36 protein-coding genes and 1 tRNA gene are annotated in these 24,440 nt (G+C 39.8%); 6 read left to right on the top strand and 31 right to left on the bottom strand.

The window, feature by feature from the left end; translation table 11 throughout:
* Positions 1-54: 54 nt before the first annotated feature.
* The 18 genes from EQJ87_RS11825 to EQJ87_RS10510 all read right to left on the bottom strand — a co-directional run bounded on the left by EQJ87_RS11825 (position 55) and on the right by EQJ87_RS10510 (position 8,350).
* Positions 55-177 (bottom strand): DUF1660 domain-containing protein, encoded by a 123-nt coding sequence (locus tag EQJ87_RS11825; protein ID WP_223804531.1) that lies wholly within the window; start codon positions 175-177, stop codon positions 55-57.
* Positions 178-182: 5 nt separating this feature from the next.
* Positions 183-425 carry a hypothetical protein gene (locus EQJ87_RS10585; protein ID WP_130122779.1) on the bottom strand — a complete coding sequence of 81 codons (243 nt, stop codon included), beginning with the start codon at positions 423-425 and terminating at the stop codon, positions 183-185.
* Complete coding sequence (locus tag EQJ87_RS10580) at positions 403-768, bottom strand: helix-turn-helix domain-containing protein (protein ID WP_130122778.1); 366 nt, start codon at positions 766-768, stop codon at positions 403-405. The genes EQJ87_RS10585 and EQJ87_RS10580 overlap by 23 nt, the downstream gene beginning before the upstream one ends.
* 62 nt (positions 769-830) lie before the next feature.
* Positions 831-1,517, bottom strand: coding sequence for a hypothetical protein (locus EQJ87_RS10575; protein ID WP_130122777.1), 687 nt, complete (start codon positions 1,515-1,517; stop codon positions 831-833).
* A gap of 103 nt (positions 1,518-1,620) precedes the next feature.
* Positions 1,621-2,532 carry an LPXTG cell wall anchor domain-containing protein gene (locus EQJ87_RS10570; RefSeq protein ID WP_130122776.1) on the bottom strand — a complete coding sequence of 304 codons (912 nt, stop codon included), beginning with the start codon at positions 2,530-2,532 and terminating at the stop codon, positions 1,621-1,623.
* 195 nt (positions 2,533-2,727) lie between these two features.
* Positions 2,728-2,982, bottom strand: a complete 255-nt coding sequence (locus EQJ87_RS10565) for a DUF1031 family protein (RefSeq protein WP_130122775.1) — start codon at positions 2,980-2,982, stop codon at positions 2,728-2,730.
* Positions 2,983-3,006: 24 nt separating this feature from the next.
* Positions 3,007-3,237 carry a hypothetical protein gene (locus EQJ87_RS10560; RefSeq protein WP_130122774.1) on the bottom strand — a complete coding sequence of 77 codons (231 nt, stop codon included), beginning with the start codon at positions 3,235-3,237 and terminating at the stop codon, positions 3,007-3,009.
* A complete protein-coding gene (locus EQJ87_RS10555; protein ID WP_190289005.1) occupies positions 3,221-3,436 on the bottom strand; it encodes a DUF1125 domain-containing protein in 216 nt (71 codons plus the stop codon). Before EQJ87_RS10555 ends, EQJ87_RS10560 begins: the two co-directional genes overlap by 17 nt.
* A complete protein-coding gene (locus tag EQJ87_RS11590; protein ID WP_190289004.1) occupies positions 3,433-3,639 on the bottom strand; it encodes a hypothetical protein in 207 nt (68 codons plus the stop codon). Before EQJ87_RS11590 ends, EQJ87_RS10555 begins: the two co-directional genes overlap by 4 nt.
* Before the next feature lie 132 nt (positions 3,640-3,771).
* Complete coding sequence (locus tag EQJ87_RS10550; protein ID WP_190289003.1) at positions 3,772-4,197, bottom strand: RusA family crossover junction endodeoxyribonuclease; 426 nt, start codon at positions 4,195-4,197, stop codon at positions 3,772-3,774.
* Positions 4,187-4,408, bottom strand: coding sequence for a hypothetical protein (locus EQJ87_RS10545; protein WP_130122771.1), 222 nt, complete (start codon positions 4,406-4,408; stop codon positions 4,187-4,189). The genes EQJ87_RS10550 and EQJ87_RS10545 overlap by 11 nt, the downstream gene beginning before the upstream one ends.
* A complete protein-coding gene (locus EQJ87_RS10540) occupies positions 4,389-5,216 on the bottom strand; it encodes a conserved phage C-terminal domain-containing protein (protein ID WP_130122770.1) in 828 nt (275 codons plus the stop codon). Before EQJ87_RS10540 ends, EQJ87_RS10545 begins: the two co-directional genes overlap by 20 nt.
* Before the next feature lie 132 nt (positions 5,217-5,348).
* On the bottom strand, positions 5,349-5,852 hold the full coding sequence (locus EQJ87_RS10535) for a single-stranded DNA-binding protein (RefSeq protein ID WP_130122769.1): 504 nt from the start codon (positions 5,850-5,852) through the stop codon (positions 5,349-5,351).
* On the bottom strand, positions 5,852-6,571 hold the full coding sequence (locus tag EQJ87_RS10530) for an AAA family ATPase (protein WP_130122768.1): 720 nt from the start codon (positions 6,569-6,571) through the stop codon (positions 5,852-5,854). The genes EQJ87_RS10535 and EQJ87_RS10530 overlap by 1 nt, the downstream gene beginning before the upstream one ends.
* Before the next feature lie 8 nt (positions 6,572-6,579).
* A complete protein-coding gene (locus EQJ87_RS10525; RefSeq protein ID WP_130122767.1) occupies positions 6,580-7,098 on the bottom strand; it encodes a host-nuclease inhibitor Gam family protein in 519 nt (172 codons plus the stop codon).
* Positions 7,091-7,828 carry a polymer-forming cytoskeletal protein gene (locus EQJ87_RS10520; RefSeq protein ID WP_130124534.1) on the bottom strand — a complete coding sequence of 246 codons (738 nt, stop codon included), beginning with the start codon at positions 7,826-7,828 and terminating at the stop codon, positions 7,091-7,093. Before EQJ87_RS10520 ends, EQJ87_RS10525 begins: the two co-directional genes overlap by 8 nt.
* Before the next feature lie 56 nt (positions 7,829-7,884).
* The gene (locus EQJ87_RS10515) at positions 7,885-8,148 is read right to left on the bottom strand and encodes a hypothetical protein (RefSeq protein ID WP_130122765.1); all 264 of its coding nucleotides are present in this window, start codon (positions 8,146-8,148) and stop codon (positions 7,885-7,887) included.
* A gap of 1 nt (position 8,149) precedes the next feature.
* Complete coding sequence (locus EQJ87_RS10510; protein WP_130122764.1) at positions 8,150-8,350, bottom strand: helix-turn-helix domain-containing protein; 201 nt, start codon at positions 8,348-8,350, stop codon at positions 8,150-8,152.
* A 166-nt stretch (positions 8,351-8,516) separates the two neighbouring features.
* Here EQJ87_RS10510 and EQJ87_RS10505 point away from each other — a divergent pair, with 166 nt between their 5' ends.
* The gene (locus EQJ87_RS10505; protein ID WP_130122763.1) at positions 8,517-8,744 is read left to right on the top strand and encodes a DUF2188 domain-containing protein; all 228 of its coding nucleotides are present in this window, start codon (positions 8,517-8,519) and stop codon (positions 8,742-8,744) included.
* Here EQJ87_RS10505 and EQJ87_RS11585 read toward each other — a convergent pair.
* From EQJ87_RS11585 to EQJ87_RS10490, 4 genes are all read right to left on the bottom strand, one after another.
* Positions 8,741-8,884, bottom strand: coding sequence for a hypothetical protein (locus tag EQJ87_RS11585; protein WP_190289001.1), 144 nt, complete (start codon positions 8,882-8,884; stop codon positions 8,741-8,743). The two genes, EQJ87_RS10505 and EQJ87_RS11585, sit on opposite strands and share 4 nt — an antisense overlap.
* Before the next feature lie 131 nt (positions 8,885-9,015).
* Positions 9,016-9,348: a DUF771 domain-containing protein gene (locus EQJ87_RS10500; RefSeq protein WP_130124533.1), complete on the bottom strand. Its 333-nt coding sequence runs from the start codon at positions 9,346-9,348 to the stop codon at positions 9,016-9,018.
* A 12-nt stretch (positions 9,349-9,360) separates the two neighbouring features.
* On the bottom strand, positions 9,361-10,155 hold the full coding sequence (locus EQJ87_RS10495) for a phage antirepressor KilAC domain-containing protein (protein WP_130124532.1): 795 nt from the start codon (positions 10,153-10,155) through the stop codon (positions 9,361-9,363).
* Between the two features lie 11 nt (positions 10,156-10,166).
* A complete protein-coding gene (locus EQJ87_RS10490; protein ID WP_015966780.1) occupies positions 10,167-10,409 on the bottom strand; it encodes a helix-turn-helix domain-containing protein in 243 nt (80 codons plus the stop codon).
* Positions 10,410-10,638: 229 nt separating this feature from the next.
* Between EQJ87_RS10490 and EQJ87_RS10485 the strand changes: the two genes are divergently transcribed.
* From EQJ87_RS10485 to EQJ87_RS10470, 4 genes are all read left to right on the top strand, one after another.
* The gene (locus tag EQJ87_RS10485) at positions 10,639-11,130 is read left to right on the top strand and encodes a helix-turn-helix domain-containing protein (protein WP_130124531.1); all 492 of its coding nucleotides are present in this window, start codon (positions 10,639-10,641) and stop codon (positions 11,128-11,130) included.
* Positions 11,127-11,564, top strand: coding sequence for an ImmA/IrrE family metallo-endopeptidase (locus tag EQJ87_RS10480; RefSeq protein ID WP_130122760.1), 438 nt, complete (start codon positions 11,127-11,129; stop codon positions 11,562-11,564). Before EQJ87_RS10485 ends, EQJ87_RS10480 begins: the two co-directional genes overlap by 4 nt.
* 60 nt (positions 11,565-11,624) lie before the next feature.
* Entirely contained in the window at positions 11,625-12,116 is a 492-nt protein-coding gene (locus EQJ87_RS10475) for a hypothetical protein (RefSeq protein WP_130122759.1), read from the top strand.
* A 124-nt stretch (positions 12,117-12,240) separates the two neighbouring features.
* On the top strand, positions 12,241-13,374 hold the full coding sequence (locus tag EQJ87_RS10470; protein ID WP_130122758.1) for a site-specific integrase: 1,134 nt from the start codon (positions 12,241-12,243) through the stop codon (positions 13,372-13,374).
* 80 nt (positions 13,375-13,454) lie between these two features.
* On the opposite strand, the gene EQJ87_RS10465 is transcribed toward EQJ87_RS10470, so the two are convergent.
* From EQJ87_RS10465 to EQJ87_RS10430, 8 genes are all read right to left on the bottom strand, one after another.
* Positions 13,455-13,528, bottom strand: a tRNA-Arg gene (locus tag EQJ87_RS10465).
* A gap of 75 nt (positions 13,529-13,603) precedes the next feature.
* Complete coding sequence (locus EQJ87_RS10460) at positions 13,604-14,995, bottom strand: LCP family protein (protein ID WP_130124530.1); 1,392 nt, start codon at positions 14,993-14,995, stop codon at positions 13,604-13,606.
* Positions 14,996-15,127: 132 nt separating this feature from the next.
* Complete coding sequence (gene tsaE / locus EQJ87_RS10455; RefSeq protein ID WP_190289078.1) at positions 15,128-15,580, bottom strand: tRNA (adenosine(37)-N6)-threonylcarbamoyltransferase complex ATPase subunit type 1 TsaE; 453 nt, start codon at positions 15,578-15,580, stop codon at positions 15,128-15,130.
* A gap of 110 nt (positions 15,581-15,690) precedes the next feature.
* Positions 15,691-16,476: an ATPase gene (locus EQJ87_RS10450; RefSeq protein WP_130124529.1), complete on the bottom strand. Its 786-nt coding sequence runs from the start codon at positions 16,474-16,476 to the stop codon at positions 15,691-15,693.
* Positions 16,477-16,660: 184 nt separating this feature from the next.
* A complete protein-coding gene (pgmB, locus tag EQJ87_RS10445) occupies positions 16,661-17,326 on the bottom strand; it encodes a beta-phosphoglucomutase (protein WP_130124528.1) in 666 nt (221 codons plus the stop codon).
* Between the two features lie 101 nt (positions 17,327-17,427).
* Positions 17,428-19,737: a glycoside hydrolase family 65 protein gene (locus EQJ87_RS10440; RefSeq protein ID WP_130124527.1), complete on the bottom strand. Its 2,310-nt coding sequence runs from the start codon at positions 19,735-19,737 to the stop codon at positions 17,428-17,430.
* 71 nt (positions 19,738-19,808) lie between these two features.
* A complete protein-coding gene (locus EQJ87_RS10435) occupies positions 19,809-21,359 on the bottom strand; it encodes a PTS transporter subunit EIIC (RefSeq protein ID WP_190289077.1) in 1,551 nt (516 codons plus the stop codon).
* 77 nt (positions 21,360-21,436) lie between these two features.
* Entirely contained in the window at positions 21,437-21,922 is a 486-nt protein-coding gene (locus tag EQJ87_RS10430; protein ID WP_130124525.1) for a PTS sugar transporter subunit IIA, read from the bottom strand.
* A 110-nt stretch (positions 21,923-22,032) separates the two neighbouring features.
* On the opposite strand from EQJ87_RS10430, the gene treR reads away from it, so the two are divergent.
* Positions 22,033-22,749, top strand: a complete 717-nt coding sequence (gene treR / locus EQJ87_RS10425) for a trehalose operon repressor (RefSeq protein ID WP_130124524.1) — start codon at positions 22,033-22,035, stop codon at positions 22,747-22,749.
* A gap of 137 nt (positions 22,750-22,886) precedes the next feature.
* Here treR and glmM read toward each other — a convergent pair whose 3' ends face one another.
* The gene (gene glmM / locus EQJ87_RS10420; protein ID WP_130124523.1) at positions 22,887-24,245 is read right to left on the bottom strand and encodes a phosphoglucosamine mutase; all 1,359 of its coding nucleotides are present in this window, start codon (positions 24,243-24,245) and stop codon (positions 22,887-22,889) included.
* Positions 24,246-24,440: the final 195 nt, after the last annotated feature.

The following is a 24,440-nucleotide window of genomic DNA, read 5'->3' as shown; positions in this document are numbered from 1 at the left end:
TCCAGGCGATGATATAACCAATTGCACTACTTATCTTCTTCATTTTTCTCCACCTCAATCCATGTGTTTATCAAGCCAAATATCAAGCCATCTTACTTGCAGCCCACATCTCCTGCAATATGGGTGAATATTATACAGACAATTGAATCTTAAATCATGCCCGAACAGCTTACACATTAGTTTCATTGGTTGTCCTCCTCAAATACTGATTGCAAATATTCATCAGAATATGGACAATAATTTTCATCATCAGTCATCCGTTTTTTCAGTTGTTGCCAGTTTGAAAACTGACCAATAATTAAATCATTGTCTCCACAAATATCACAAGTATCTTCGGCTTCTTCTAATTCTTCTCCTGGAGTATCTTCTGGCATCAGATAGATTCCTCCGTCCAAATGATTTTCAATTACCCAATATTGTTTCATTCAATCCCTCCAAGTTAAGTCTATCGCCAACTAATTTAATAGCACTTTTTATAAATTCTTTCTCTGATTCATTTGCTTGAATATAAGTTTTAATAATCCAATCTAAGTCAAAATCTTGAGCGCCCTCGTATCGAACTGGCATATCAGTATAGCCAAGTAGATATTTTACATCTACATCGAAAAAATCTGCAAGAATTTGAGCTTTTTCTGCATTAGGATTAATTCCTCTTGTTTCATAGCTTGATATGGTAGATTTTTTTATTCCTATTTTTTCTGCAAGTTCTACAAGGGTTATCCCCCTTTTTTTCCGTAGTTCTTTAATTCTATTCGAAGTTGTTGCCATTGCAGTACCTCCTTTCATCATCCCCACCAGTCATTGACCAGCGATATTAGTTTGTCGGTCATTCAAGCCTCGTCAAATAAACTCATCTGTCCTTTCTTTTCTTCTATGAGTGGAATCCAGTCAGGAAATTTACTTTCAATATGTTCAATTGCCTGTTCCGTCCATTCATGAATCCCTAAAAATTCCATTGCATCTTTGCTGTGAGGGATAACATTTATCTCTGAGAAACCAATCGGATTATTAGCACTGTTTTGAATGAAATAAACTTGCTTCACGGCCATTTCCAATGCATCACCATGAATGATTACACCATTCATTCCTCGAATTGCAAAAGCATGAATCAAGAATGAAATAGCTTCATCTGATAATTCTAATGCCTGGTACCAATAGTTACTCGGCAAATAGTTAAAAAAGTCAGTATTCATTCGGTCATCTTGCCATTTTTGAATGATTAGAGTTCCTGTTCCAGCTCCAGTTAAATCAGCACCTCCAGAACCACCTACAAGCAACGCTGTGAGCTTACCAAGTGCATCTGGTGTATAATGCTGTCCTTTTGCCGAAACAGCTGAGTGAGTCATAAAATAATCTCTGAAAAAATCAACACTCATGTCATGGTGGATATTTAAGATTTTAGAGTAAAATTCTTCACGTCCTTTTTTATCAAAAACAAGCTCTTGAATTTGATTTGTGAAATTCATATGTTCATCAACATTGAGCATGTCATAGAATTGCTGCTCAGTAATTGTCATCTATCCCCTCCAGTATTTTTAGTAATTTATGGAACCTTATAATATTATTCTTGAAAGAAGTCATTGGAGCTTTGTTTCTATAGCGTACTTATCCAATTTCATATTATTTAAACTCCTTTGTGTGTTTGTTTTCTTTTCGTGCGATGAAAGCCCCAACGCTTGCAAGGAGCATGATAACCACTCCTACAATAGTTGCGATGTTTGATAAGCTATCATCTGTACCAGTTGTTGGTAGTATTGCTGTGGCTAATCGTGGGGTCTGTGTTAGCGTTTGAGTTGGCTTTGGTGTGATAGGTTGGCTCGTTGTTTTAATGCTATCAGCTTGCTTTTGTGGGGTTTGCGGGGCAATACTAACAATTGTTTCAATTTGTTCGACTGGTTTTGCGTCCTTTGTTGGCTCGCTTACCGTTTTAATTGGTGCTGTTTCGGTTGGAACTTTAATTGGTTCAACTTTTTCAGTGTCTTTAATTGTTGTGGTTGGGAAAGTTTCAGGTTTTTGAGTTGTTTCAGTTGCTCCTTGCGTAATGTTAGACTTGTTCGGACGGTCTTCAATAACAGTAACCGGGAAAGTTTCGGCTGTTTGAGTTGGTAGAGGTGTATTATCCTGTGGATAAGTTTTAACTGGCACGTTTTCTACCTGTTGTAAAGGTTGGTTAGGTGTTTTAGTTGGCTCTTGTGGTGTTTCAGGCACTTGTGGCGTTTGATAAATTGGTTGCGGTGTTTCCTGTTTCGGTGTCGGCACTCCTTGAACTGGCGCTTGTGGTGTCGATTGTCGCTGTGGCGCTTGCTGACTTGGCACGGCTGGAGGTACAATGTCAGGCGCAAGAATAACCTCGCCTATGCCGTCCATATATACGTGATTGCCGTCAATGCGTGCGATTGAGCCGTCAGCAAGCGTAATCGTGTGACCGTCATTGCTTGTGACTTGCACGCCATTGATCGTGTCCGCTCCTGCGCTTGTTCCGCTTGCGGCTGCGATCGCTGCCACTGTTAAGAGTGTGATTGTTTTTTTCATTTTCTATCTTTCTTTTTGCTGATTTTTAAAGTCATAACTTAATGCTGCGCCGTCGTATCGTAAGCGTATATAAATTTCCTCGATCTCAACGTTTTCGTCTAAGTTGTTGCTGATTGCTGCTAAAGCTATGGGAACAATATGCCCGTAATCTTTGCGCTGTTCGGTTGGTGGTGGCGTCGCTCATTCTCCGTCCTCTCAATCCAAAACGATAATCGTTTCTTTCAATTTCCGCTCCAGTAATTTAAAAAGATGTGGGTAACTCATGGGCCTGCCCTGATTGTAAAGCGAACAAATATCTCGGTAAATTTGTACCTGCTGCTGCTTCGAGTTCCTAACGCCTTTTGTATCGCCTGGAACGTCAATCCAGACAGAGTTTCTCCGACCTGATAAATAACCCTGCTTTACATTCTCATAAAGCGCCAGAAGCGTTAGCGTGTCAAATGCTGCCATATTCAACCTCGTTTCAATCAATTTTTATTTTTTTGCGGTTTCCTTATATCTCCAACTAACTAGAAATCTGTGAACAGTATAGCCGTTAACTTGAATTGGTGCTGAGGCTCCAAGTACGTCATAATTAAGCACTGGTCCTTTTATCAAAGCTTTTGGTGCTCGGCCGATGTAGTTTTGATAATGGTCAGTTGATTGCACTGTGATAGCTAGCCAGTCCGTGTCTGGAATATGCCTGATCTCAGTTTTCAGTTTCATTTTTTACATCCTCTAAAATAGCTTCAAATTCGTTGTTCCTTTTAGCGGTTAGAGTAATTATTTTTCTCCATAAGAACCCAGCGTTGAAAATATCAGTACTATTTCCATGCTCGAAAATAATAAGCTCATTATTTTCTTTATCCACAAAAGTAATTACTGCTGGGTCTTCAATCGTTTTTAGTAAATCTTGTACTGTCATCTGTCCCAATCCCCCTTTGTAATTTCGGTTGCTAAAATACAGATATCTCCATCTTCGATCCATGGGTCTTTTATCCACTCTGCTTTAGCTTCTTCTAGTGAATCGAAACTGTCTTGTGTATAAACTGAAATTCGTTTAGGTTCTGAAAACACTAGGCAGCCTTGTTGAGTAACCCAGTGATACCCTTTAAATTTATATTTCATTCTATTTCTCCAAAAATAATAGGGCTGTCGGTGCTATCCCTCATATTTTAGCTTCTAAGCGCCTTTAGCTTGTTCGTGATAAATTATCCATGAAACAGTTTAAGCGCTCAATGTAACCGTAATTTTCATGAATTAAAGCCACTCTACTTCTTCAACTTCAATTTCAATCCGTGGTCGCAAGCTGTAACGCTTCTTTGCGTAAATATCACTGATTTGGTTGTCGTCTGGCCATGCGTGCTTGTTTAGCGCATCAAGTACAGATTTCTGCAAATTATCAATGTCCGGCTTTTTAACTACTGGAATTCTTTCTGCTTCAAGCGCTGCTTGATTCTTTTTTACTTTTACTAGCGCTATCGGTGGCTCAAGATAAAATCCCAATTTAACAAATAGTGGCCTTCCTGAAACTTCCTGTTTCAATTTCAGTAATTTCCACTTGAATAAGAGCTGAGCTTTCCAAGCCATGTATTCCTTGGGCATATAAGCTTTTGTAAATCCGCCTCTACTACTAAATCTAGGCCTTGGGCTTGCCATCGGATTCATTGCTATTTCAAATTTCACTCGCTTCTCCATAAATCATTATTTCGGTTGCTGCCTCGTTATCGATTTTCTTAACCGATGCGATAAAAGTTACCGGGTTCATCACAATTTCTTTTTCGTGAGCCCACTTGACATATCTGACAAACTGCTGATAAGTGACCCCTGGAACGAAACTCATGTAATGCTTCGAAAGTTCTTTATCAAAAGCGCTCTCAGGTATTTTCCAAGCCATTAAGCAATGCCTCCACTTCCTCATCTGTCATATACTTTCGATCCTTGAGCGTTTTGGCTTCTGACCACTCTGGAGCAGCTTTGACAGTTTTATTATTTCCGCTTTTGATCTGCGTCTGATTAAGATAGCTGTCAAACTTATTAGAGAATAGCGTTTTTGGCTGCAAATAATTTTCAGCAGGGACTCCATTAAAGTTCTTACCAGACCAATTGATCACCATATTGTCAATTACCGCTTTGAAGTCATTCAACTTATAGCCTTCATTCCATCTTGTTCTGATAAGCTTTTTATTTGCCTCAACATTCCTAAAGCTACGACTTGTTTTTTTATTTAGATAATCTAAAATTTCAGAATAAGGAATAACATCGTCAGATTTATCTGACATAGTATTATTACTCTTACCTAACCTATCCTTACCTAACCTATCCTTACCTGTGGATACCGTTGGTATGACGTCTGGTATACCAACTTTTGAATAAGTTCCGTTTTCTGCTATCACAAGCTGCTTTTTTTCCTCTAAATACTGCGTTTCGTTATATCTATCATTTCTGATGTAATTATGAATCTTCCAATCTTTGATTACGACAACTCCACTCTCAAATGGAATGATAAACTGCTTGACAATAAGTATTTTTAAGTCATCATCAGTAGCTCCGCTAATCAATTTAATTGTTTTAGGATTACCAACGAAACCATCATCATCAGCACTCATATTTAGGTAAAAATAGAGTAATTTTGCTGTTGGTGACATTTCCATAAAGAAATCTGTTTCAACTATTTTTTTACTAAACATTCTTCTTTGTGCCACAATCACTCCTTTCTATAAAATTTATTTTCAAGTTTTTAATTTCAAAATTTAAAGCTGGCTATGAGTGGTTATGCTATTGCATCTACTCATTGACTTTACGGCTCGTTCCGCCACCCTCCAGCAATAACTTAGTTAGAATGGTAGTTGGTCGTCTGAAATTTCCATTGGTGACCCACCAAATTGGTCATTCGCTTTTTGCTGTGTTTGTTGACCTCCACCGAAAGAAGCAAATTCTGGTCGTGACAAGAAAGTTTTAATCTCAGTACCTGTCGCAGCTTTCTCATCTCCGTTTTTATCAATATATGTTCCAGTTCGTTCTTTTACTAAAATAAATACACGTTTATTTTTCAAGAAGTTAAGTGTTTGTTCGTTGTGTCCATAATCAATCGGCGCAATGGTTTGGTTGTTATCTTCAATACTTACAAGGATTCTTTGCAAGTTACCGTCTGACCAAGGTTTACCAAACAAAAACCAATTATTTGCAGTTTCTCCATTATTACCTTCAATATCAAACTTGAACATTGGATCGCCATTTTTAGATTTTTGATTTTTAACATCAGTAATTGTTGCAAGATGCGCTCCTACTGTGAATTGTTGTCCTGAAAGTGCACTCATTTCGTTTCTGTTAAATTTCATTATTTTTGTTCTCCGTTTTCTGTGTTTTCTTGTTTTGATTGTTGACCAAACTTAAACAAGTCTTCGATTTTACATGCTATACGATCATCTAAGCGATTCTTTGCATAGACACCGTCACTTCCTTCAAGTATTGCCCCTCTTCCGTGTGTTGCTGGGTTAACTTGGATTCTTCCTACAACATCAGTAAGCCCAAGCAATTGATTTAAAACTTGATTGCGGACATCAGGGATATATTCTGTCAGCTTGGTTCCGTCCTCTAAATCAACATCTCTTTTAGATTCCCATGCTGTAGCATAAATATTGATTGGCAGAGAATATATTTTTGAAATAAGTCTTAAGAAATAGTTTGTATAATCTCCATAGTCTTGAATTTCATTTCGAATTCCATTCTTACTATTCAGCCCTCGAGCAACAAACCAATCTTTCTCAAATGCCGTGAGATTATCAATTACTAGGGTATTGTAGCCATTAATCAAGTTCTTTGACTCGTTGAGGAATTCCTTCATTGATTGAATCGGCTCTTCTCTATTAAATGAAATGACATCTACATTTTTTAAGCCTGCAAGGACACGACTTGAGCCGTCTAAATCAAGAACCAAAGTTTTTCCAGATAACCCTTTAATTGCACTTGTCTTTCCAAGTCCTGGCTTCCCGTATAATAGTACTTTCCAATTTTCAGTTCGATTAATATCAGTTGCTTTAGTTATTTTTATAGTCATAAATCACCTCAAACTTTCACTGTAAATTCTTCTGTTTTATCAAACTTGAAACCCTCTACGATTTCGCCATCTTCCGACATAAGCTGACCGCCATCTTTTACAAAAGCTTTGAGTGCCTTTTTATCGACACTCTCAATCGTTTTAGTCTTAACAGAGATGAATCTGTTGAGCCCTTTTTCTTTAAGCTCTGAGAGCAAATTGTCGTCATATGAAACATTTTCCTTTTTTGAAAATCGAACACTACCATTGATTGTTTTCTTGGGATTCTTTGTCTCAAGAGTTAAATAATACTGCTCAGCCAATCCTTTGAAATAGTCCATTTCCTTCTGTTCTTCAGCTTGAAGTTTCAATCGACGTTGCTCAATGCCATACAATTCCGAGTTATATTTTTCTTCAAGGATTTTTCTTGATTCCTCGGCTTGGATATCGTACTCATCAAATTGAATCTTATGCTCTTTGTATTTGCCAAGCGCCCAATTCAGTTGGCTGTCATTGGTAACTTCAAAGCGTTCGTTTTTTTCAGTCATGTTTTTCACTCAATCCTTTCAACGTTTCAACGAAATTAACATAAGCCTCATAATGCTTACCGCTGCTTTCGCTGTCTTTGTAGGCTTTTTCGATTAGCTCTCTTCCTGTCCCATAGAAGCAATCGACTACCCACATATCATTTGATTTTGTCCAAGTGAAGTAACGCCCAGACGACCAGTTATTTTTAAAAACAATGTAATCAGCATCACAATAGACCCAAGCATCACCATAGACCTGAGCATTACCATAGACCCAAGCATCACCATAGACCCGAGCATCACCATAGACCTGAGCATCACCAGAGACCCAAGCATCACCATAGACCCAAGCATCACCATAGACCTGAGCATCACCATAGACCCGAGCATCACCATAGACCTGAGCATCACAATAGACCCAAGCATCACCATAGACCTGAGCATTACCATAGACCCAAGCATCACCATAGACCCGAGCATCACCATAGACCTGAGCATCACCAGAGACCCAAGCATCACCATAGACCCGAGCATCACCATAGACCTGAGCATTACCATAGACCCAAGCATCACCATAGACCCAAGCATCACCATAGACCGACAAGTTCTTGATATCCTCGATATATCCGCCAACATCTCCTTTTTCTACACTTCCAAAACTCTTGAGCGCTTTAACTCGACGCATCGTGACACCAAATCGTGTGATTGTATCATCGGTTAATTCATATTTGTTGTTTAATGTATTTTCCATTTATGTTATAATTTCCTTATCTACTAGATTTAGTCCGCATTCCAGTGCGGGCTTTTTTATTTTGTATTTGTAATAAACTCAAAGCGGTCAAGCTTATGGTCTTGTTCCCACGCTTCACGATAAGTTTCGTTCTCCATTGCACGTTGGTACCAATAGCGCACCTGGGCACAAGCTTCAGCGTGTTCTTGCGAAAATCGAGCGCCTTGTGCTACTGCTTGTTCGTAAAGTGATTTATAATCAACCTCTACCTCTTGGAGTTTATGACCAAATGGTGTGGGGATCAACCGGACTTCTCGCCCGTTTCTGATTATTGTTTGCATTTTATTTTCCTTTCTCTCTAAATTCATCTAAGCTGATGTCTAGCGCATCGGCTATTTTTATCATCGTTAACCAGCGTGGATTTTCAGAGTTTCTTTTTTTAAGTTGATGAATTTGTTGTGGACCGAGCCCTGTTATTTTTCCAAGTTGATACTCAGTCATGTTTTTTTCATCAAGTTTATTTTTTATCTTAGACCACAACATTTAGTACCCCTTTCTTATTTTTTATATAATTAAACGCTATATATAGTGTTTTAAGTTAACTAAAATAATTTGTAGCAGTATAATATAGTTAATGAAATTCAGGACAAACCCGTTAATACCAACTAACATCCTCCTGGCTTTCAAAATATTAATGAAAGGAGACTATATGCCAGGTAAAAATCAACATGTTGTCCCAGATAGTAACGGTGGTTGGAATGTTAAAGGAGCAGGAAACTCTAAAGCTACTGCAAACTTCAGAACTCAAGCCGAAGCTATTAACAAAGCAATTCAGATTTCTCAAAATCAAAACTCTGAAATGTTTATCCACGGCCGTAACGGACGAATCCGTGAACGTAACAGCTATGGCAATGATCCATTTCCGCCTAAAGGCTAATTTTTAATTTTAGGCTTAATTCTAACTCTATAACCTTGCTCTGGTTTCACTGTATCTGCAGTGATTGTCGCAATGGTTATGGAGTTTTTTTCATCTGTTTCTACAACAATTGATTCTATTTCTTCAAAATTTATGCTCATCTTTTCTATTTTCTAGCGGACAACCGCGTTAAGTCGTTTGGCTTTGATTTTAAAATTTCTTATATCGTCTTTTAATACAAGAAATTTTTTATCAAGAATTTCTCCAGTATCTGGATTTACAATAAGAAACGTCATGAAGCACTCCCTCCATTAAATTTCTGATAAAATTCATTGTTAATAAATTCCATCATCCCTTTGTATCGGAATGACCATTTGCCTGCTTCTGGCGGATAAAACACCCAACCGCCGTTTTCGATGGATAACATTTTTATCATCTCCGGTCGATTTAGCAGATTCTTTATAGTCGTCCTTGAACGATTGGATTTTTCTACAAAAACATCTAATCCTACCCAACCGTCAAAGTCTTTTTCTTTAAGCTCTTGATATTCAACTTTATCTACAAGAATCTTATCTTCTGGAATTAAAACTGAAATAGTCGCTTGTACTTCAAGTGTTTGTTCCATGTGTTTTCCTTTCTAGCTGGCTAAGTCATCTTGTTCTACAAGAGGTAAATAACCATGTTTTTTGAGTGTTTCATATAGGAACTTGCGCCCTTTTTGCTTCCATGTAGTAGTAATTGAAGTTCTCTCTTGACCTTTACTATCTACATAGTTTTGAGTTCGACTGCCAATGTAACCTTTACCCATATATCTTGAGTACAGTACCCATTGCTTATTAACTTTTCGTTGAATACGCAACTCGTTTAAAATTCGATTGAATTTCACAGCACTAAATCCATAATCTTGTGCAATCTGAGTAATTAGAATATCATCAGGGCTTTCAAGGATTAAATCAAGGTAAGTTGTTTTTTCAGTAGCTGCAGCAAGTTCTAGATTCAACTGGCTATTTTCTTTCTCAAGTCCAAGTCGTGCTTGTCGTTCCTCTTTTAGCTGTGTAGCAAGGTTAATGAGTGTATCTGGATTAAGCAGTACTTCTTCAAGCTTTGCATCCGTCATATACGCTCCGTGCTTGCGGATTGTCGGGAGTACTTCAACAGCCAGCCAATCTGTGAATTTTTCAGATACAGCATTGTTTGCTTTGAATGCAAGTTTGTAAACCATAGGTTCACTGATAAACGACCCTTTCCCCACTTCTGGGGAATTTGGCAGATAACTATTTACTCGTTCCCACTTAACATATTCTTTTCCATTTTTTACTTGAGTAATACCCATAGCCTTTGCGGCTTGTTCTGCACTAAATAAAATATTCTCTCCATCAACTTTAACGTCAAGGTTGAAAATTCCATTAGTGAAATTTTGTAATTTATTCATATTTCGCCTTTCTAACTAGCCAATTTGTCAAGTTTTTGATTAAAATTTTTCAGCACGAAAATAACATCGGTTAAATCTACTCCAATAACCTCTGCAATGTTCGCTGCTGAAACAGCATCTATTCTAGATGGGTTGATACGCCACTTATAAAATGTTGTATAGGGAACGTTAATTTTTTTTGCGATAACTTTATACTTCATTCCTGAAGAGTCTAATAACTCATCTAGTGGCTCATAAGTTTTTTTCTCTGCCATACTGGCTCCTTTCCGCCCCTATGGGGCTTTTTATTTGCCAAACTTGCTACTTACGTCGCGGTGGATACGTCGTGTACCGTCATTTAAGCCTGTTCCGTCTGCCGTACTGAATGCTCCATGTTTGTTCGCTTGTTTGACTTTATGAGTTAATTATAACCTTAACTGTCCAATTTGTCAAGTTAAAACTTTCCAAATTGACAAGTTTTGTTGTTTGTACTATAATTAGTGTATGAAAAAAATACGACTACCTGAAATGATAGATTATTTCAGAAAAGAGAATAGTTGGACGATGAAAGAGTTTGGCGAAAAGCTAGGAAAATCTGAGTCAGCTATTTCGAAATGGATAAAAGGGGTTAGAAGTCCCATGGTTGAAGATTTTGATAAAATGGTCAATCTATTCAATACTGATCCTGAGACATTAATGTATGGTGCTTCTGACCTTTCTACAACTCTATCCGAAATAAATAAAATTAGTTCACAACTTGAAGAACCAAGACAAAAAGTAGTCTTAGATACTGCAAAAATTCAATTAAAAGAACAAGATGAGCAAAATAAAGTTAAACAAATAGAAGATTATCGTCTAAGCGATGAATATCTTGAAGAACAAATAAGTAAAGCCAGCGCCTATGGCGGCGGTCAGCTTAACGACAATGATAAAGAATTCTTCAAACGTTTGTTGAAAAATACTCTTAAAGAGAAAATTGATAAAGGCGATTTATGAGTAAACTTAGAGAGCTTTCTCGAGAGCTTGGTGCTGAAATTATATATTTTATTCCATCAGAAAATGAAGTTGTATTAATTGATGATATTAAGGGATTGTATCTTCCTGAATATAATATTATCTATATCAGAGATGATTTGACGATAATAGAACAAGAAAACGTTATTCTTCATGAATTAGGCCACTGTTATTGTGGACACACTCATTATAATTGCCATTCTAAAATGTTTGGGAGTAAGCAAGAGGCGCAAGCAGACAGATTCATGGTAGTTCACAGATTCAATGAATGGCTTTCTAAATGGGATTTTGCACCAGAACCAAATGAAATTAATATCAGTCAGTTCATGGATGCGTATGAACTCAATAATAAACTTAAGTGGATATGCGAATCAGTTATTGAAGAGTATACTGCTGAATATCATGAAGTTATTTAAATAAAAAATACGAGCAACATCTTGAACCTCGTTAAAAGCTAGGTTAGGAAATATAAACTTATGAAAAATGGAAAAACTCCTAAAGCTAAAAAACCAATTTATAAAAGAATTTGGTTCTGGATTGTTGTAGTAATCGTAGTAGCTGTTATAGGTAGCGCAATTGGAGGAGGCGGAAAAGACAAAGATAAAGATTCATCAGATTCTAAGTCTACTGCAACATCTAAATCTTCTAGCCAAGCCAAAACTTCTTCTAGTTCTTCTGAAAAACCAAAATCAGGATGGACACAAGAAATTTATGATTCTGTGGTATCTGCAAAAACTAACTTTAACGATGATGGAACCATAGCTTATTCTGGCGGTACTCCTTTTGCTGAAATTGAAGCAAAAGTTGGTAAACCAGATACTACTTCAGAATCAAGTGTTGGAGATCAAACAACTGTACTAGCAAATTGGACTTCTATCTCATGGACTAAAGGTGAGACTCAAAGTATCACTATCCAATATGATAAAGCTACAGGACAAATAACAAGCAAATCTAAATTTAATTCATAATAAATAAAAAGCCGCCCAAGTTTGGCGACGAGGGGCGACTTTAAACTAGATATATAATAAAACATTCCAATCAGGAAGGTTTTTATTATACCATTTTAACAGAAATGAGGTATAAAAATCAACAATGGCAAGATATATTAAACGAGGTAAAGTCTGGCAATACGAAATATCTTACAAAGATACTGACGGCAAATATAAAAAACTTAGAAAGAGCGGTTTTCCCAAAAAGGCCGATGCGATTTCAGAAGCTGGTGAAATTGAAGCAAATCTAGCCAAGGGGTTTTACACTGTCAGTCAAGATATTTTACTCACTGACCATTTCAAGCAATGGATAGAAATATTTAAAAAAGGGAAAGTATCGGACGGAACATACCGAAAATATCTTTACACATTATCTGTTCTAAAAAAGCACTTCTCAACAGCAACTATTAAAACAATGAATCGTGTGAAATATCAAGAGATGTTAAATGAATTTGCTAAGGTACATTCCGATTCATCTGTAAAACAAATCAATGTTCATGTAAGAGCAAGTTTAGAAAATTTACTTGATGATTTTATTATAAAAAATGATTTTACAAAAGGAGCTATTTCTAAAGGAGGAAAAGGTTCAAAAAGCGCTGAATTAAAATATTTAGATTTTAAAGATTTCACAAAATTGATTGCGTTAGCTAAACAAAAAATAGATCCTATTTACTCTTCGCCGTTTTTGATATATATTGCTGCCATGACGGGCATGAGATTCAGTGAGCTTTTAGGCTTGACATGGGATAATGTTGATTTTGAAAAAGGTCAGATAAATGTGAAAAGAACTTGGGATGTTTACAAGAATAACTTTGCTCCAACTAAGAACGACCAGTCAGTGCGATTTTTAGCCGTTGACAGCTCTACTTTGCAAATCATGGCAAATTATAAGGAGCAACAAGAAAAACTCTTGAGACAGCTCGAAATCGAGCGAGAACACCCCTTTGTATTTTATAATGCAAAGAATGGCTTAATCACAAATAACGCTGCCAACAAACAACTAAAACAACTATGTGAAAAATTGGGATTTGAAAAAACAATTACTTGCCATGGTTTAAGGCATACACACGCTTCTACAATGCTTTATAAAGGGATAAATATTCTATATGTTTCTAAAAGGCTAGGACATAGCAGCTTGAACGTGACAATGTCCGTATATTCTCATATCTTAAAAGAACTCGAGGAAAAAGATAACGAAAATATAAAGAAAATATTTAATGAAATAAACAAAAAGTGATTTGGCACAAATTTGGCACAAGTCGATAAAAAAGCAACAAAAAAACCTTGCTACGAAGGCAAGGTTAGGTTTGGCACCTATGATCCGAGGGGGATTCGAACCCTCGACCGTTCGCTTAGAAGGCGAATGCTCTATCCAGCTGAGCTATCGGACCATGTGTTTCTGTCAGGACTAAACTTTTTAAGTACCTAACAGAAACCAGTTTATCATATTCTTATTCTTTTTTCAATCATTGGCCTGTGTAGCCATAGGTATTACTGTCTGTGCTTGGTGCATTGTAGGTTGAATTACTGTCTGAATAAGTACTGTCCGTACCTCCGTAACTGCTCTCATTCGAATTACTATAAGTAGAGGTCGCATCAGAACTATCAGAGGCTGTTGAATTGCTTGAGTCCTGCGTGGTGTCAGCTGCTGAATCAGCATCAGAAACCGAGCCTCCACTTGTTGAAACGTACTTGTTAGAATTAGTCGAATCAAGCGTAACAAGAGTGCCTGAGGTGTCAATACCATAAACGGTTGATTTACCTTTAGTCGTTACTGTGGCTGAAGGCATATAGTAAAATGGTGTCGAATACGATCCAAACTGTGTTTCGTAGGTGATTAAACTCTCTGGCAATGTGGTGATAGTGTCTTCGCCAAGTGATTTACGCATTGCATTTTGCATGGCCAAATAAAGTTTTTCAGGCATAAATTGGTAAGAAACGCCATTCACCATATCTCCAACACCTTGATATTGAATGGAAACAACCTTATCAAAACAATCTTTGTAACCTAGAAAAGAGGTAATCGTTGAGGTACTAATGGGAATATTTGTACGGAAATCTTTGGACGCTTCAGTCAAAAATTTGTTATAGCGTGTGATATTGTCTAGCGCTAGAATTTTTTTCATCAAAGCAGCAATGACTTCACGCTGGTGTGCGGCCCGTCCATAGTCACCATTTGGCAAATGGTGGCGGTCACGCGTGTAAACCAAGGCTTGATCCCCATTGATGTGCTGTTTTCCTGGTGGCACTTTCGCTGTATAAGAAGGTTCTGTGTCAGAAATATAAAGGGTTTGACCTGTGGTATTGTTAATGTCAATCCCGCCAACATTGTTGACCATATTGACCAAACCGTCAAAATTGACGGTGACAAAGCTGTCAATCTTAATCCCTGTCTGGCCTTCAATTGTTTTCATGGCATAACTCACGGCATTTTCTAAACCGTCTGCGGATTTACCTGAATTGTAGCCTAAAGGATAAGCGGCGTTCATTTTTTCTGTGGAAACGACATTTCCATCACTGTCCAAAATGTTCGTCATTGTGTCACGTTCGAGTGAAACCATGGTTGTCGTTTTTGTTTCAGGGTTGAGTGTCATCAGAATTTGTGAATCAGAATTTCCGTTCCACGAATCAGCTGTTCCGCGATCTGCGCCGCCAGTATCAACACCCATAAGCAAAATCGTCAAAGGTTTTGTTTGCTGAATAACTTGTTTTGTCTCTTTATTTCCGGCGTTAGTAAAAGTCGTTTTTAGAGCCGATGTGGTGCTGTTTAAAACGGTCATGGTATAACCGCCCACGGCAATCACCGATACTAAAATAATGCTTCCTAACATAAGGATTATTTTTTTCCAAAGCTTCATATTAGCATTATATCAAAATTCTGACTTTTCACAACATAAAAAGCCAATTTGAACACTTTTTAGTGTGACTTTTTTGCTGACGTAAATTTTTTTACTTTTCGTCAGTATTTTCTCTGAGTTTTTACTGACGGATTAGGCCAAGGATTGGATGAGTTGTTCATATCTTTGCCCGTGAGCTTTCAAGATGATTTCACGTTCATTGTCATCTACTAAATCTGGTGAATATTTGTCAAAAATCACTTCCAAATAGTGTTCTGGCAAGTCAGCACCGAGCATTTCGCCCCACTCAATGACGGAGACACCCTCACCAAAAAGGTAATCGTCGAGGTCAAAACTGTCGGGATCGTCGCCAATGCGGTAAACATCCATGTGATAAAGAGGCAGACGCCCATTTTCTAAGCTCCGAACAATCGTGTAAGTCGGGCTTTTGACCATCTGATGAATGTCTAAACCGAGCGCCAAACCTTTGGTAAATGTTGTTTTTCCAGCACCCAGCTCACCCGTCAGCACAATGACGTCTTGAGCTTCAAGCTGACGCCCCAATTTTTCGGCAAATTTTAGCATTTCTTCTTCGTTAAATTTCATAAAACTATTATAGCATATCCCACTTCTTAAGTTTCTCTGATGGTGCTGTAAAGGCATAAAAAAACCACTTATTAAGTGGCTTTTTTATGATGTGGCAATTTCTGGTTTATTTATCTTCTACGTCGCCGAAAATCAGTTTGCTTTTTGTAGTGTTTCAAGAGTTCGTCTGCCTCTTTGTTCAACTGCTGTGTTTCGCTCAATTGTTCGGAGGGATTTGCATCAATCTCTTCAGGAGTTGGTTGAGAAAATGGCGCAGTTTCTAAAGTTTGTGAAACTATGACGTCTTGTGAATTACTTTGTGAAGCTGCCGCCGGCTGCTGAGTCTCAGAATGCCCTGAGGATTTTTTTGCGGAGCGCTTTGATTTTTTTGGTGCTTTTTTAACACTTTTGCTTTTTTTACGGAAATGACGGATAAGTGCCGTCAATCCTCCAGTAATGGTTACCAAAGCGGAGAGGCTACTGAGAACAACCAACAAGGTGTTGGTGTTTTTTCCGTTGTTATTGACGGTTTCGTTAATAATCGTGGTCGAGTTGCTAGTCGCTTTGTCACTGGAAGGAGCCTGATTTTGACTGTTATTCGAATTTGCCGCAGGTGCTTGTGCAGGCTGGCTTTGCGTGGTTGAAGAGGTTGAATCATTTTCAGCTTGTGCCGTCGTGCTGCTTGGTGTCTGGCTAGCTGACGAACTGTTCGCTGTCGTTTGTGAATCTTGTGAATGACTTGTGTTGGTTGAGCTGTTTGGCGTGGAACTTTCTGCTGGTGTATTTGAAGCAGCCGTTGACTGACCGCTTTGGGCAGATGCTGCAGTTGCAGAACTTCCTGATGTGCTTTCAGCGTAAACTGGCGCAGCCATACTTAAAAGTAACAGGCTGGTCAGGACATAAAACTTTTTCTTCATACACTAGATTTTATAATATTTTCCTTAAAATAGCATGAAGTTACTGTCCCAAAAGTCGAATTTCTCCACATCAGGCTTTGCTCCAAGGCTGAGCACCAAGGCATCGGCGGCTTTAGTAAATTTTAACGGATATAAGTTTTTCACTCCTTGTCTCACGTAAAAAAAAACTCCGTTTGGAGCTTTTTTATCTTTGTGAATCTTGCCAGACTTGGTTCAAAAAATCAAAGGTGTAATGAGAGGTATCAGGCACAACAACGATGTCCTTGCCCAAATCTTCAGGACGTCCAACACCAATTGGCAAAGCTCCCGAGTCCTTAATGGCTTGAATCCCTGCTTGGGAATCCTCTAACCCGATGGCTTGCGAAGGATCAACATCAACCGCATGAGCAGCCGCAATAAAAATATCTGGTGCGGGTTTAGAGGCGGCGACTTCTGCTGGGTCAGCGATGGCATCAAAATATGACGTTAATTGCATTCTTTCCAACAAAAATGGGCCATTTTTAGAAGCAGACGCCAAGGCAATTTTCACATCATTTGCTCGCAAATCTTCGAGCAGTTGCAAAATACCCGGGTAAACATCAGCAGGTGAAACGTCCTGAATCATCTTGACGTAATTGTCATTTTTACGTTTGGCAAGCTCGGCAAATTCACTGTCTGATACTTTTTTATGGCCGAGCGCCAAGATTTTTTTCAATGAATCTTCACGCGAAACGCCTTTGAGTTGCTCATTAAATTCTCGATCAAGGCCAACGATGTCCAACTCTTTGGCAAGTGCTTGCCATGCTCGAAAATGGTACTCTGCTGTGTCTGTGATAACTCCGTCAAGATCAAATAACACTGCTTTAAACATTCTTTTTTCTCTCCTTTTTGCACTGACATTTACGTCAGCATTTTCTCTACGCTGATTCTCGAAAATAATTTACGTCAGCATTTTCTCTAGCTGCCTACTCCTTATTCCAGAGCAAAGTCGGCAGTTTTTCCAGCTGATAATTGTACACTTTTGCCGTATACTGTCACAGGCAAGTCTGCTGACGCCTTCAAGGTTAATTTCCCAGCAGCAAGCCTGATGTTGACTTTCACGCCTTTAAAAATTTGTGTAAAAGCAAGTTCCGTCCAAGCTTCAGGCAGCTTTGGGGCAATGACAAATTCACCTGTGCGCAAGCTCAAACCAGCAAATTCATTTTGAATAACTTCCAAAGTTTCACCCATAACGCCGAGATGAATCCCTTCAGCCGTTGTCCCACCTTGAATATCATAGTAATCACTGCCAATTGCAGTCGTCAAAAATTCCACCGCCTCATCAAGTGCTCCTAGCGTAACATCAATCCCCGCAAAAACTGGACGTGATGTCGTAGAACCATGCACTGTGCGGGCCAAATAATAGTCTCGATTTGCTTTCAGCCATTGCTTAGGCAAGCTATAACCTAGCTGTGCCACCAAATCTTGTGTCTTTTGCACCCCTAGATTGTAGATGATCATCAGTAAATCCGCCTGCTTAGCCACTTGATACTCATCTGGCGAAATTCCCTCAGCCTTCATCAAACGGTCAATTCGGTGAATGTCGCCATATTTAGCTTTATAAGCCGAGAAATCAACTTCTTTAAGGTCAAAATAGCCCGCATACTGAGCAATTACGCCTTTTTCATCAATCTCTAAATATAATTTTGTACGCACTTTTTTGGCTTGAGTCAGTAAATCTTCTGGCACTGCAAAACCAGCTTGTGCAAGCTCTAGCAACCAATTTAACTGCCAACACACCATCAGATTGGTATAGGCATTATCGGCAATGCCTCCCTCTTTCCCAGGATAGGCTTCATGATATTCATCAGGTCCCATGACACCAGCGATGTGATACCGTTCGTCACTGCCCAACTTTGCCTTATTCAGCCAAAATCTGGTCGTTTCTAAAAGCAAATCCAAACCGCCCTCAGAAAGAATACTCACATCATCTGTCACTTGAAGATAAATCCAGAGATTATAAGTAATCGCTAAGCTAACATGACGTTGTCGCCGACTATGGTCGGGTTCCCATTCATTATTGACCGTGTTCAGATGGACAAATTGTGCCTGCTCATCACCCGTTAAACCAGATTGCCACGGAAACATCGCGCCCACTTCATTGTCCACTTTGGCATTTTCTTTAGCAGCAGCCAAGCGTTTAATCCGATAACGCAATAAATCTCGTGCTGTTGCTGCTTCATTCGCCGCATAGTAGGGTAAAACAAAGAGTTCATCCCAAAAAATATGCCCTCGATAACCTTCGCCCGTCAAAGCCCGTGAACCAACAGAAGCGTCCAAAAATTGGTTGGCTCCATGTTGCGCTGCCTGCCGAATATGGAAAATATTCATCCTTATCATGCGCTGCAAATCCGCATCAGGAGATTTGAGAATGATATCCCCATCCGCCCACACGTTTTGCCAATACAAAGCATTATTTTCTTGGATTGTATCAAGCGAGCACTTCGCAAGCTCTTTTTCCACAAATTGCGCCGGATTTTCCTGCTCATAAGATGTCGCCACGACAATTTTTTTATCAAACTGCAGTTCGTGGTTTTTATGGAGGTCAATCTCAGCAACTTCAAGCAAAAGTTCAGGATTTCCAGCTGGTTGATAAGTAAAATCAAGACCATTGATTCTTGTCTTGACGGCAACAGCAATGTCAATAGCCGTCGTTCGTGTCCTTGCGCTCAAGCGCCCTTGTGAAATCTCAGTGACATTAAACTCTTTACTATCAAAAGCACGATAACGTTCCACATTTTGATTGAGCAGACTGCCATCAACTAGACTTTCAATCCGTAATTTTGCTGAAAAATCAGCAACAAGCTCACCAATAATCCCCAAGCAATGGAAGTTATGAGGGTCTACAAACTTAGTCGTGACAAGCGTCAAGCTGCCTTTAGCAAGTGCCACAGTGTACTGGTCAATTTGCAAACCATTTTTAAAATCAATCTGACTTTGGCGCGTTTGTGCCAGCGTGAAGTCAACCCACTCATCATCCACATAAAATTTGAAGAGCTGAGGATTAGGCAGATTAACCATATCCTCATTTTCAACCGCGTGTCCCGCTACTTGCGTTGTGGTTTTATTGAATACACCCGCAACATAAAGTCCTGGATAATGATCTTCTGAAAAGGTTGCCCACACTGGCGCACCACGCCAGCCCAGATAACCATTACCCAGTGTCATCAAAGTTTCTTGAGCATATGAACGTTTCCCTTTTTCAAGCTTGTCGTATCGGATCGACCAGTCTTTTTCTGTCATGACTTCCCCTTTCTCTTATCATAAAGGAGCCAGAATCTCTCAACTCTGACTCCCAAATAGAGTTTTAGTGTTTAATTTACAGCGTCTTTAAAGACATTTTTCTTTTCTAGACCTGCACCTATTTCATCTGTATCTTTGTAACCAAAGAACCAGACGAGAAGGAAGGTCGCAACTGCACAGACTACTGTTGCAATCCAAAAGAGCATTAGATTGCCTGCTGGAGCTTGGTGCGTCAAGGGGTTAGAGATAAAGTTTGGAAAGCCAATCAATGAACCTGAGAAACCAAACATTTCTAAACCACCAAATCCAGCGACACCTGCCCCAATGGCTGCCCCGATTGAACTCATGATAAAGACCCGCATATATTTCAAGTTAATGCCGTACATTGCTGGCTCTGTAACGCCACAAAATGCGGAAATTGCTGCTGGAGCGGCGAGTCCTTTGAGGTCTGCTTTTTTAGATTTGAAGAAGACGGTCAAAGCCCCAACACCTTGAGCAAGCATTGTGAAAGATACAATCATGTTGAGTGAGCTGGCACCTGTTGCCGCAAGTTCTTGAGAGATGAGGGGCACAACCAACCAGTGCAAACCAAAGATTACCAAGCATTGGTAAAGTCCACCGACGATGATACTTGCAATTCCCAGATTGAGCGAGAGGATATGGTCAATCAAGAAGGACAAACCAGATGAGAGTGTTGAAATAACTGGGCCGACGAGGAGCAAAACGATAGATGCGGTGATAAAGAAAGTAATCATCGGTTGGAAGATTGGGCGCAAAGCAAGTGGCAACACTTTTTTCAACCATGCATTGAGTGGTTTGGCAATCGCCACGGCCACAATAATTGGGAAAATCGTGTAGGCATAATTTGGTAGCGCCACAGGAATGCCAAAGTAGCTGGTGTTAAAGGTTACGCCAAGAGCATGGGCAACAGCATCAGGCGCTGGGATGACTTTTGTTCCTGAAATAGTTGGGTTGACCAACTTGGTAAGTCCTGGGTTAATCATAAAGCCACCCACTGCTGCGGCGATAAATTGGAGGGAATTATCTTTAGGCGCTAATTGCTTAGCGGCTGAGAATCCGACCAGCACAGGAAGAAAATAGAAAGGAGTCATGGCCAAGGTTGAGATGATGACATAAGTTGAACTTGCGGGGTCAATCACTTCAATCAATTGGTTTCCTTTAACAAAGATGTTTAAAAGTCCATTAAGCATCCCACCCGCTGCCAAAAGTCCGATGATTGGAATCATCGAGCCTGTAATCGTACCAATAATCACTTGAAAGGCACGAATGATTGAATTTTTTGAACCAGTTTTTTGCCCCCCTGTTTCAGCTAGGGCATTTGCGGTGGCCTCAGAATCAGTCACACCGTCGCCTAATTGGGCAACGACTTCATCGTAGACGTCTTCGACAGCTTGTCCAATGATGACTTGGTATTGGTTCAGATTGGCATTATATACGGCGCCAGCGACACCTGGGAGGGCTTCGATTGCCGCAGTATCAGCTTTATCTTTGTCCTTCAGGGTAAAACGTAAGCGCGTGATACAGTGAATGACTTTGGTGATATTTTCGCTACCGCCGACATTTGCGATAATCTCTGTTGCAAGTTGGGAATAATTTGCCATAAGTTCTCCTTGTTTCATTTTTTTGAAAATGAAGCGTTTTATCGTTAGATGGGGGATATTATGTAGAATAGGGCTGATTAGTCAATCGTAGCGACGCCAATTTTTTCGGTAGCTTGTGCTGAACCGTAATTGACTGAAAAATCAAGGCCTTTTTCTGCACCATTGGTAAAGATAATCATGGTTGTTTTTTCGAGGCCAGCGGCTTTGATTTGGGCAAAATCAACGGTAGCAATTTCATCTCCGCCGTTGACGATGTCGCCAACTTTGGCTTTGAGTTTGAAGGGAGCACCATTGAGTGATACCGTGTCAATGCCGATGTGAAGCAGAACTTCCAGCCCGTCTGCACGGGTGAAACCAAACGCATGGCCTTGAGCAATTGTTATTTTGCTCGCAACAGGAGCAAAAATTTTAGAGCCTGTTGGTTCAATGGCAAAGCCATCGCCCATCATTTTCTTAGAAAACACGGGATCTTTGACTTCCGAAATTGCTATGACTTCGCCAAGAACTGGGTTGTACAGCGCCTTGTCGTCCTGAAGTTCTTTTTTCTTTCCTCGTCCAAACATTAGATTCTCCTTACATTTTTAAGTTGTACGTACAAGTTAACAAGACCATTGTAACACATGAACGCGTTTTCAGCAAGCGTTAACACTTTTTTTTGTGATAAAATAGGAATATGAAAAAATACGAGATAATTTTACAGGATTTAGAACGCAAAATTTTTGATGATAGCTATCCGGTCAATGAGATGTTGCCGAGTGAAAATGAACTGGCTGAGCAGTATGAGGCGAGTCGTTCTACGGTGCGTCAGGCCCTTAAAATTTTGGAGGAAAATGGCTTGATTCAACGCAGGCATGGCTTGGGCAGCATTGTCATTTCTCATGAAAAATTACTTTTTCCGATTTCGGGCTTGACTTCATATAAGGAATTGCAGGCGTCAATGGGATTCACGAGTGAAACGGAAGTGATTATTTTTGGAGAGCTTGAGGTGACGGCTGAGCTGGCAAAAATTACGGGATTTCCTGAAAATGAGCTGGCGCTTCATATCTTGCGCCGGCGCAAGGTGGACGGTAAATTTTCGATTTTGGATCGCGATTTTTTCTTGAAAAGAGAAGCGGGAATGCTTGATATCAATCATGCGAAGGCATCTACTTATGAATATCTGGAAGGAGTGCTGGGACTTGATATTGCTTATGCTAAAAAAGAGATTACGATTGATTTTGCCAGTGAGGAAGATTTTGATTTGCTGGATTTGAATCCTAGTGATCGCCATGTTGTGTCTGTCAAATCTCATGTTTATTTGGCTGATAACACGCTTTTCCAATACACTGAGTCGCGTCACCAAGTGGATCGTTTTCGTTTTACGGAATTTGCGAGACGGCAAAAACGCTGAAATACTGGTGTGTGACAGAGATTTTGCTGACGGAATTCATTTCGGCGCAGAAGCGCTAGAGATTTTGCTGACGCAATGAGTTGGAACATAGAAAAAATGCTGACGGAATTTCGTCAGCATTTTTTTGCTTGATTTTCTTATTTAACACCGATTTCTTGTTCAACGACAGCGACGATGCTGTCAACGACATGGTCAACTTCTTCGTGAGTTGGTGCTTCAGCCATGACGCGCAAGAGTGGCTCTGTGCCTGAAGGACGGACGAGGATACGCCCTTTACCGTTCATCGCAGTTTCCATTTGGGCGATGATCTCTTGGATGGCTGGCACGTCCATTGCTGATTTTTTCGCAGCATTGTCTTTAACCCGTACGTTCACCAATTTTTGGGGATAAATGGTCACTTCACTGGCCAATTCTGAGAGTGTTTTGCCAGTTTCACGCATGACTTTCAACAGTTGAATGGCTGAAAGTTGCCCGTCACCTGTTGTATTGTAATCTAAGAAAATCATATGTCCAGATTGTTCACCACCAAAATTGTAGTTATTCTTCTTCATTTCTTCGACAACATAACGGTCACCAACGGCTGTAATCACTGAATTGATTCCCGCTTCTTCGAGTGCCAAGTGGAAGCCTAAGTTGGACATAACGGTTGTGACGAGGGTATCTTGCGCCAATTTTCCTTGATTGAGCAGATACTTGCCGACGATGAACATGATTTTGTCCCCGTCAACGATTTGACCCTTTTCATCTACTGCAATCAGACGGTCAGCGTCACCATCAAAGGCAAGTCCCAGATCACTTTGCGTTTCCAGCACTTTTTGCGCCATTTGCTCAGGGTGAGTTGAGCCGACATTCACATTGATATTGAGACCATCTGGATTTTCACCGATGACGGTAATTTCAGCGTCCAAATCAGCAAAAACAGCACGCGCAGAGGTATGAGCAGCACCATTTGCCGTGTCTAAAACGACTTTGTAGCCTGAGAAATCGCCTTCGGCAGTCGTTTTGAGGAAGGCTTGATATTTACGAACACCTTCAGTGTAATCGTGCAACATTCCTAAACCAACAGCGGATGGGCGTGGCAATTTGTCCTCCGTTGCATCAATCAAAGCTTCGATTTCCAACTCTTTTTCATCTTCAAGTTTGTAGCCGTCACCACCGAAGAACTTGATGCCATTATCCAAAGCAGGGTTGTGGCTAGCTGAAATCATAACTCCAGCTGATGCTCCATCTTTCTTGACCAAATAAGCAACACCAGGCGTTGCAATAACACCCAGATTATAAACTTCGATACCCACGGATAAAAGTCCCGCAATCAAGCTTGATGCCAGCATCTGACCTGAAATGCGCGTGTCGCGTGCGACATAAACTTTCGGTGTTTTTGTTTCATGTTGGCTCAGCACGTAGCCACCAAAACGTCCCAATTTGAAGGCCATTTCTGGCGTTAACTCCACATTTGCTTCACCACGAACACCGTCTGTTCCAAAATATTTACCCATTTTTTTATCTCCATTTTTCTTGTTGCTTATTTTTTTGACCGCGCTGGGTCTTTTGGTGTGAGAAAATTACGTCAGCGTTTTTTCTACCGCTTTTTGATTTGCGTCAGTAATTTCTCTGTCACTGACGCCAAAATTGCAGTTGCGTCAGTAATTTCTCTGTCACTGACGCCAAAATTGCAGTTGCGTCAGTAAATT

This window comes from Lactococcus sp. S-13 (assembly GCF_004210295.1).
Lineage (GTDB): Bacteria > Bacillota > Bacilli > Lactobacillales > Streptococcaceae > Lactococcus.
Note: the sequence above shows the minus strand (reverse complement) of the source record. Positions and strands in the feature narration are given on the sequence as shown.

What these genes read in the sequence shown, in the direction of transcription:
- EQJ87_RS10480 (WP_130122760.1), top strand. Translation starts at nt 11,127, where the DNA reads ATGAGTAAACTTAGAGAGCTTTCTCGAGAGCTTGGTGCTGAAATTATA.
- pgmB (WP_130124528.1), bottom strand. Translation starts at nt 17,326, where the DNA reads ATGTTTAAAGCAGTGTTATTTGATCTTGACGGAGTTATCACAGACACA.
- EQJ87_RS10530 (WP_130122768.1), bottom strand. Translation starts at nt 6,571, where the DNA reads ATGACTATAAAAATAACTAAAGCAACTGATATTAATCGAACTGAAAAT.
- EQJ87_RS10515 (WP_130122765.1), bottom strand. Translation starts at nt 8,148, where the DNA reads ATGCAAACAATAATCAGAAACGGGCGAGAAGTCCGGTTGATCCCCACA.
- EQJ87_RS10450 (WP_130124529.1), bottom strand. Translation starts at nt 16,476, where the DNA reads ATGAAGAAAAAGTTTTATGTCCTGACCAGCCTGTTACTTTTAAGTATG.
- EQJ87_RS10585 (WP_130122779.1), bottom strand. Translation starts at nt 425, where the DNA reads ATGAAACAATATTGGGTAATTGAAAATCATTTGGACGGAGGAATCTAT.
- EQJ87_RS10505 (WP_130122763.1), top strand. Translation starts at nt 8,517, where the DNA reads ATGCCAGGTAAAAATCAACATGTTGTCCCAGATAGTAACGGTGGTTGG.
- EQJ87_RS10460 (WP_130124530.1), bottom strand. Translation starts at nt 14,995, where the DNA reads ATGAAGCTTTGGAAAAAAATAATCCTTATGTTAGGAAGCATTATTTTA.
- EQJ87_RS10430 (WP_130124525.1), bottom strand. Translation starts at nt 21,922, where the DNA reads ATGTTTGGACGAGGAAAGAAAAAAGAACTTCAGGACGACAAGGCGCTG.
- EQJ87_RS10470 (WP_130122758.1), top strand. Translation starts at nt 12,241, where the DNA reads ATGGCAAGATATATTAAACGAGGTAAAGTCTGGCAATACGAAATATCT.
- EQJ87_RS11590 (WP_190289004.1), bottom strand. Translation starts at nt 3,639, where the DNA reads ATGAAATATAAATTTAAAGGGTATCACTGGGTTACTCAACAAGGCTGC.
- EQJ87_RS10560 (WP_130122774.1), bottom strand. Translation starts at nt 3,237, where the DNA reads ATGAAACTGAAAACTGAGATCAGGCATATTCCAGACACGGACTGGCTA.
- EQJ87_RS10575 (WP_130122777.1), bottom strand. Translation starts at nt 1,517, where the DNA reads ATGACAATTACTGAGCAGCAATTCTATGACATGCTCAATGTTGATGAA.
- glmM (WP_130124523.1), bottom strand. Translation starts at nt 24,245, where the DNA reads ATGGGTAAATATTTTGGAACAGACGGTGTTCGTGGTGAAGCAAATGTG.
- EQJ87_RS10435 (WP_190289077.1), bottom strand. Translation starts at nt 21,359, where the DNA reads ATGGCAAATTATTCCCAACTTGCAACAGAGATTATCGCAAATGTCGGC.
- EQJ87_RS10580 (WP_130122778.1), bottom strand. Translation starts at nt 768, where the DNA reads ATGGCAACAACTTCGAATAGAATTAAAGAACTACGGAAAAAAAGGGGG.
- EQJ87_RS10485 (WP_130124531.1), top strand. Translation starts at nt 10,639, where the DNA reads ATGAAAAAAATACGACTACCTGAAATGATAGATTATTTCAGAAAAGAG.
- EQJ87_RS10555 (WP_190289005.1), bottom strand. Translation starts at nt 3,436, where the DNA reads ATGACAGTACAAGATTTACTAAAAACGATTGAAGACCCAGCAGTAATT.
- EQJ87_RS10510 (WP_130122764.1), bottom strand. Translation starts at nt 8,350, where the DNA reads ATGTTGTGGTCTAAGATAAAAAATAAACTTGATGAAAAAAACATGACT.
- tsaE (WP_190289078.1), bottom strand. Translation starts at nt 15,580, where the DNA reads ATGAAATTTAACGAAGAAGAAATGCTAAAATTTGCCGAAAAATTGGGG.
- EQJ87_RS11825 (WP_223804531.1), bottom strand. Translation starts at nt 177, where the DNA reads ATGTGTAAGCTGTTCGGGCATGATTTAAGATTCAATTGTCTGTATAAT.
- EQJ87_RS10565 (WP_130122775.1), bottom strand. Translation starts at nt 2,982, where the DNA reads ATGGCAGCATTTGACACGCTAACGCTTCTGGCGCTTTATGAGAATGTA.
- EQJ87_RS10570 (WP_130122776.1), bottom strand. Translation starts at nt 2,532, where the DNA reads ATGAAAAAAACAATCACACTCTTAACAGTGGCAGCGATCGCAGCCGCA.
- EQJ87_RS10525 (WP_130122767.1), bottom strand. Translation starts at nt 7,098, where the DNA reads ATGACTGAAAAAAACGAACGCTTTGAAGTTACCAATGACAGCCAACTG.
- EQJ87_RS10535 (WP_130122769.1), bottom strand. Translation starts at nt 5,852, where the DNA reads ATGAAATTTAACAGAAACGAAATGAGTGCACTTTCAGGACAACAATTC.
- EQJ87_RS10495 (WP_130124532.1), bottom strand. Translation starts at nt 10,155, where the DNA reads ATGAATAAATTACAAAATTTCACTAATGGAATTTTCAACCTTGACGTT.
- EQJ87_RS10500 (WP_130124533.1), bottom strand. Translation starts at nt 9,348, where the DNA reads ATGGAACAAACACTTGAAGTACAAGCGACTATTTCAGTTTTAATTCCA.
- EQJ87_RS10475 (WP_130122759.1), top strand. Translation starts at nt 11,625, where the DNA reads ATGAAAAATGGAAAAACTCCTAAAGCTAAAAAACCAATTTATAAAAGA.
- EQJ87_RS10490 (WP_015966780.1), bottom strand. Translation starts at nt 10,409, where the DNA reads ATGGCAGAGAAAAAAACTTATGAGCCACTAGATGAGTTATTAGACTCT.
- EQJ87_RS11585 (WP_190289001.1), bottom strand. Translation starts at nt 8,884, where the DNA reads ATGAGCATAAATTTTGAAGAAATAGAATCAATTGTTGTAGAAACAGAT.
- EQJ87_RS10440 (WP_130124527.1), bottom strand. Translation starts at nt 19,737, where the DNA reads ATGACAGAAAAAGACTGGTCGATCCGATACGACAAGCTTGAAAAAGGG.
- treR (WP_130124524.1), top strand. Translation starts at nt 22,033, where the DNA reads ATGAAAAAATACGAGATAATTTTACAGGATTTAGAACGCAAAATTTTT.
- EQJ87_RS10520 (WP_130124534.1), bottom strand. Translation starts at nt 7,828, where the DNA reads ATGGAAAATACATTAAACAACAAATATGAATTAACCGATGATACAATC.
- EQJ87_RS10545 (WP_130122771.1), bottom strand. Translation starts at nt 4,408, where the DNA reads ATGGCTTGGAAAATACCTGAGAGCGCTTTTGATAAAGAACTTTCGAAG.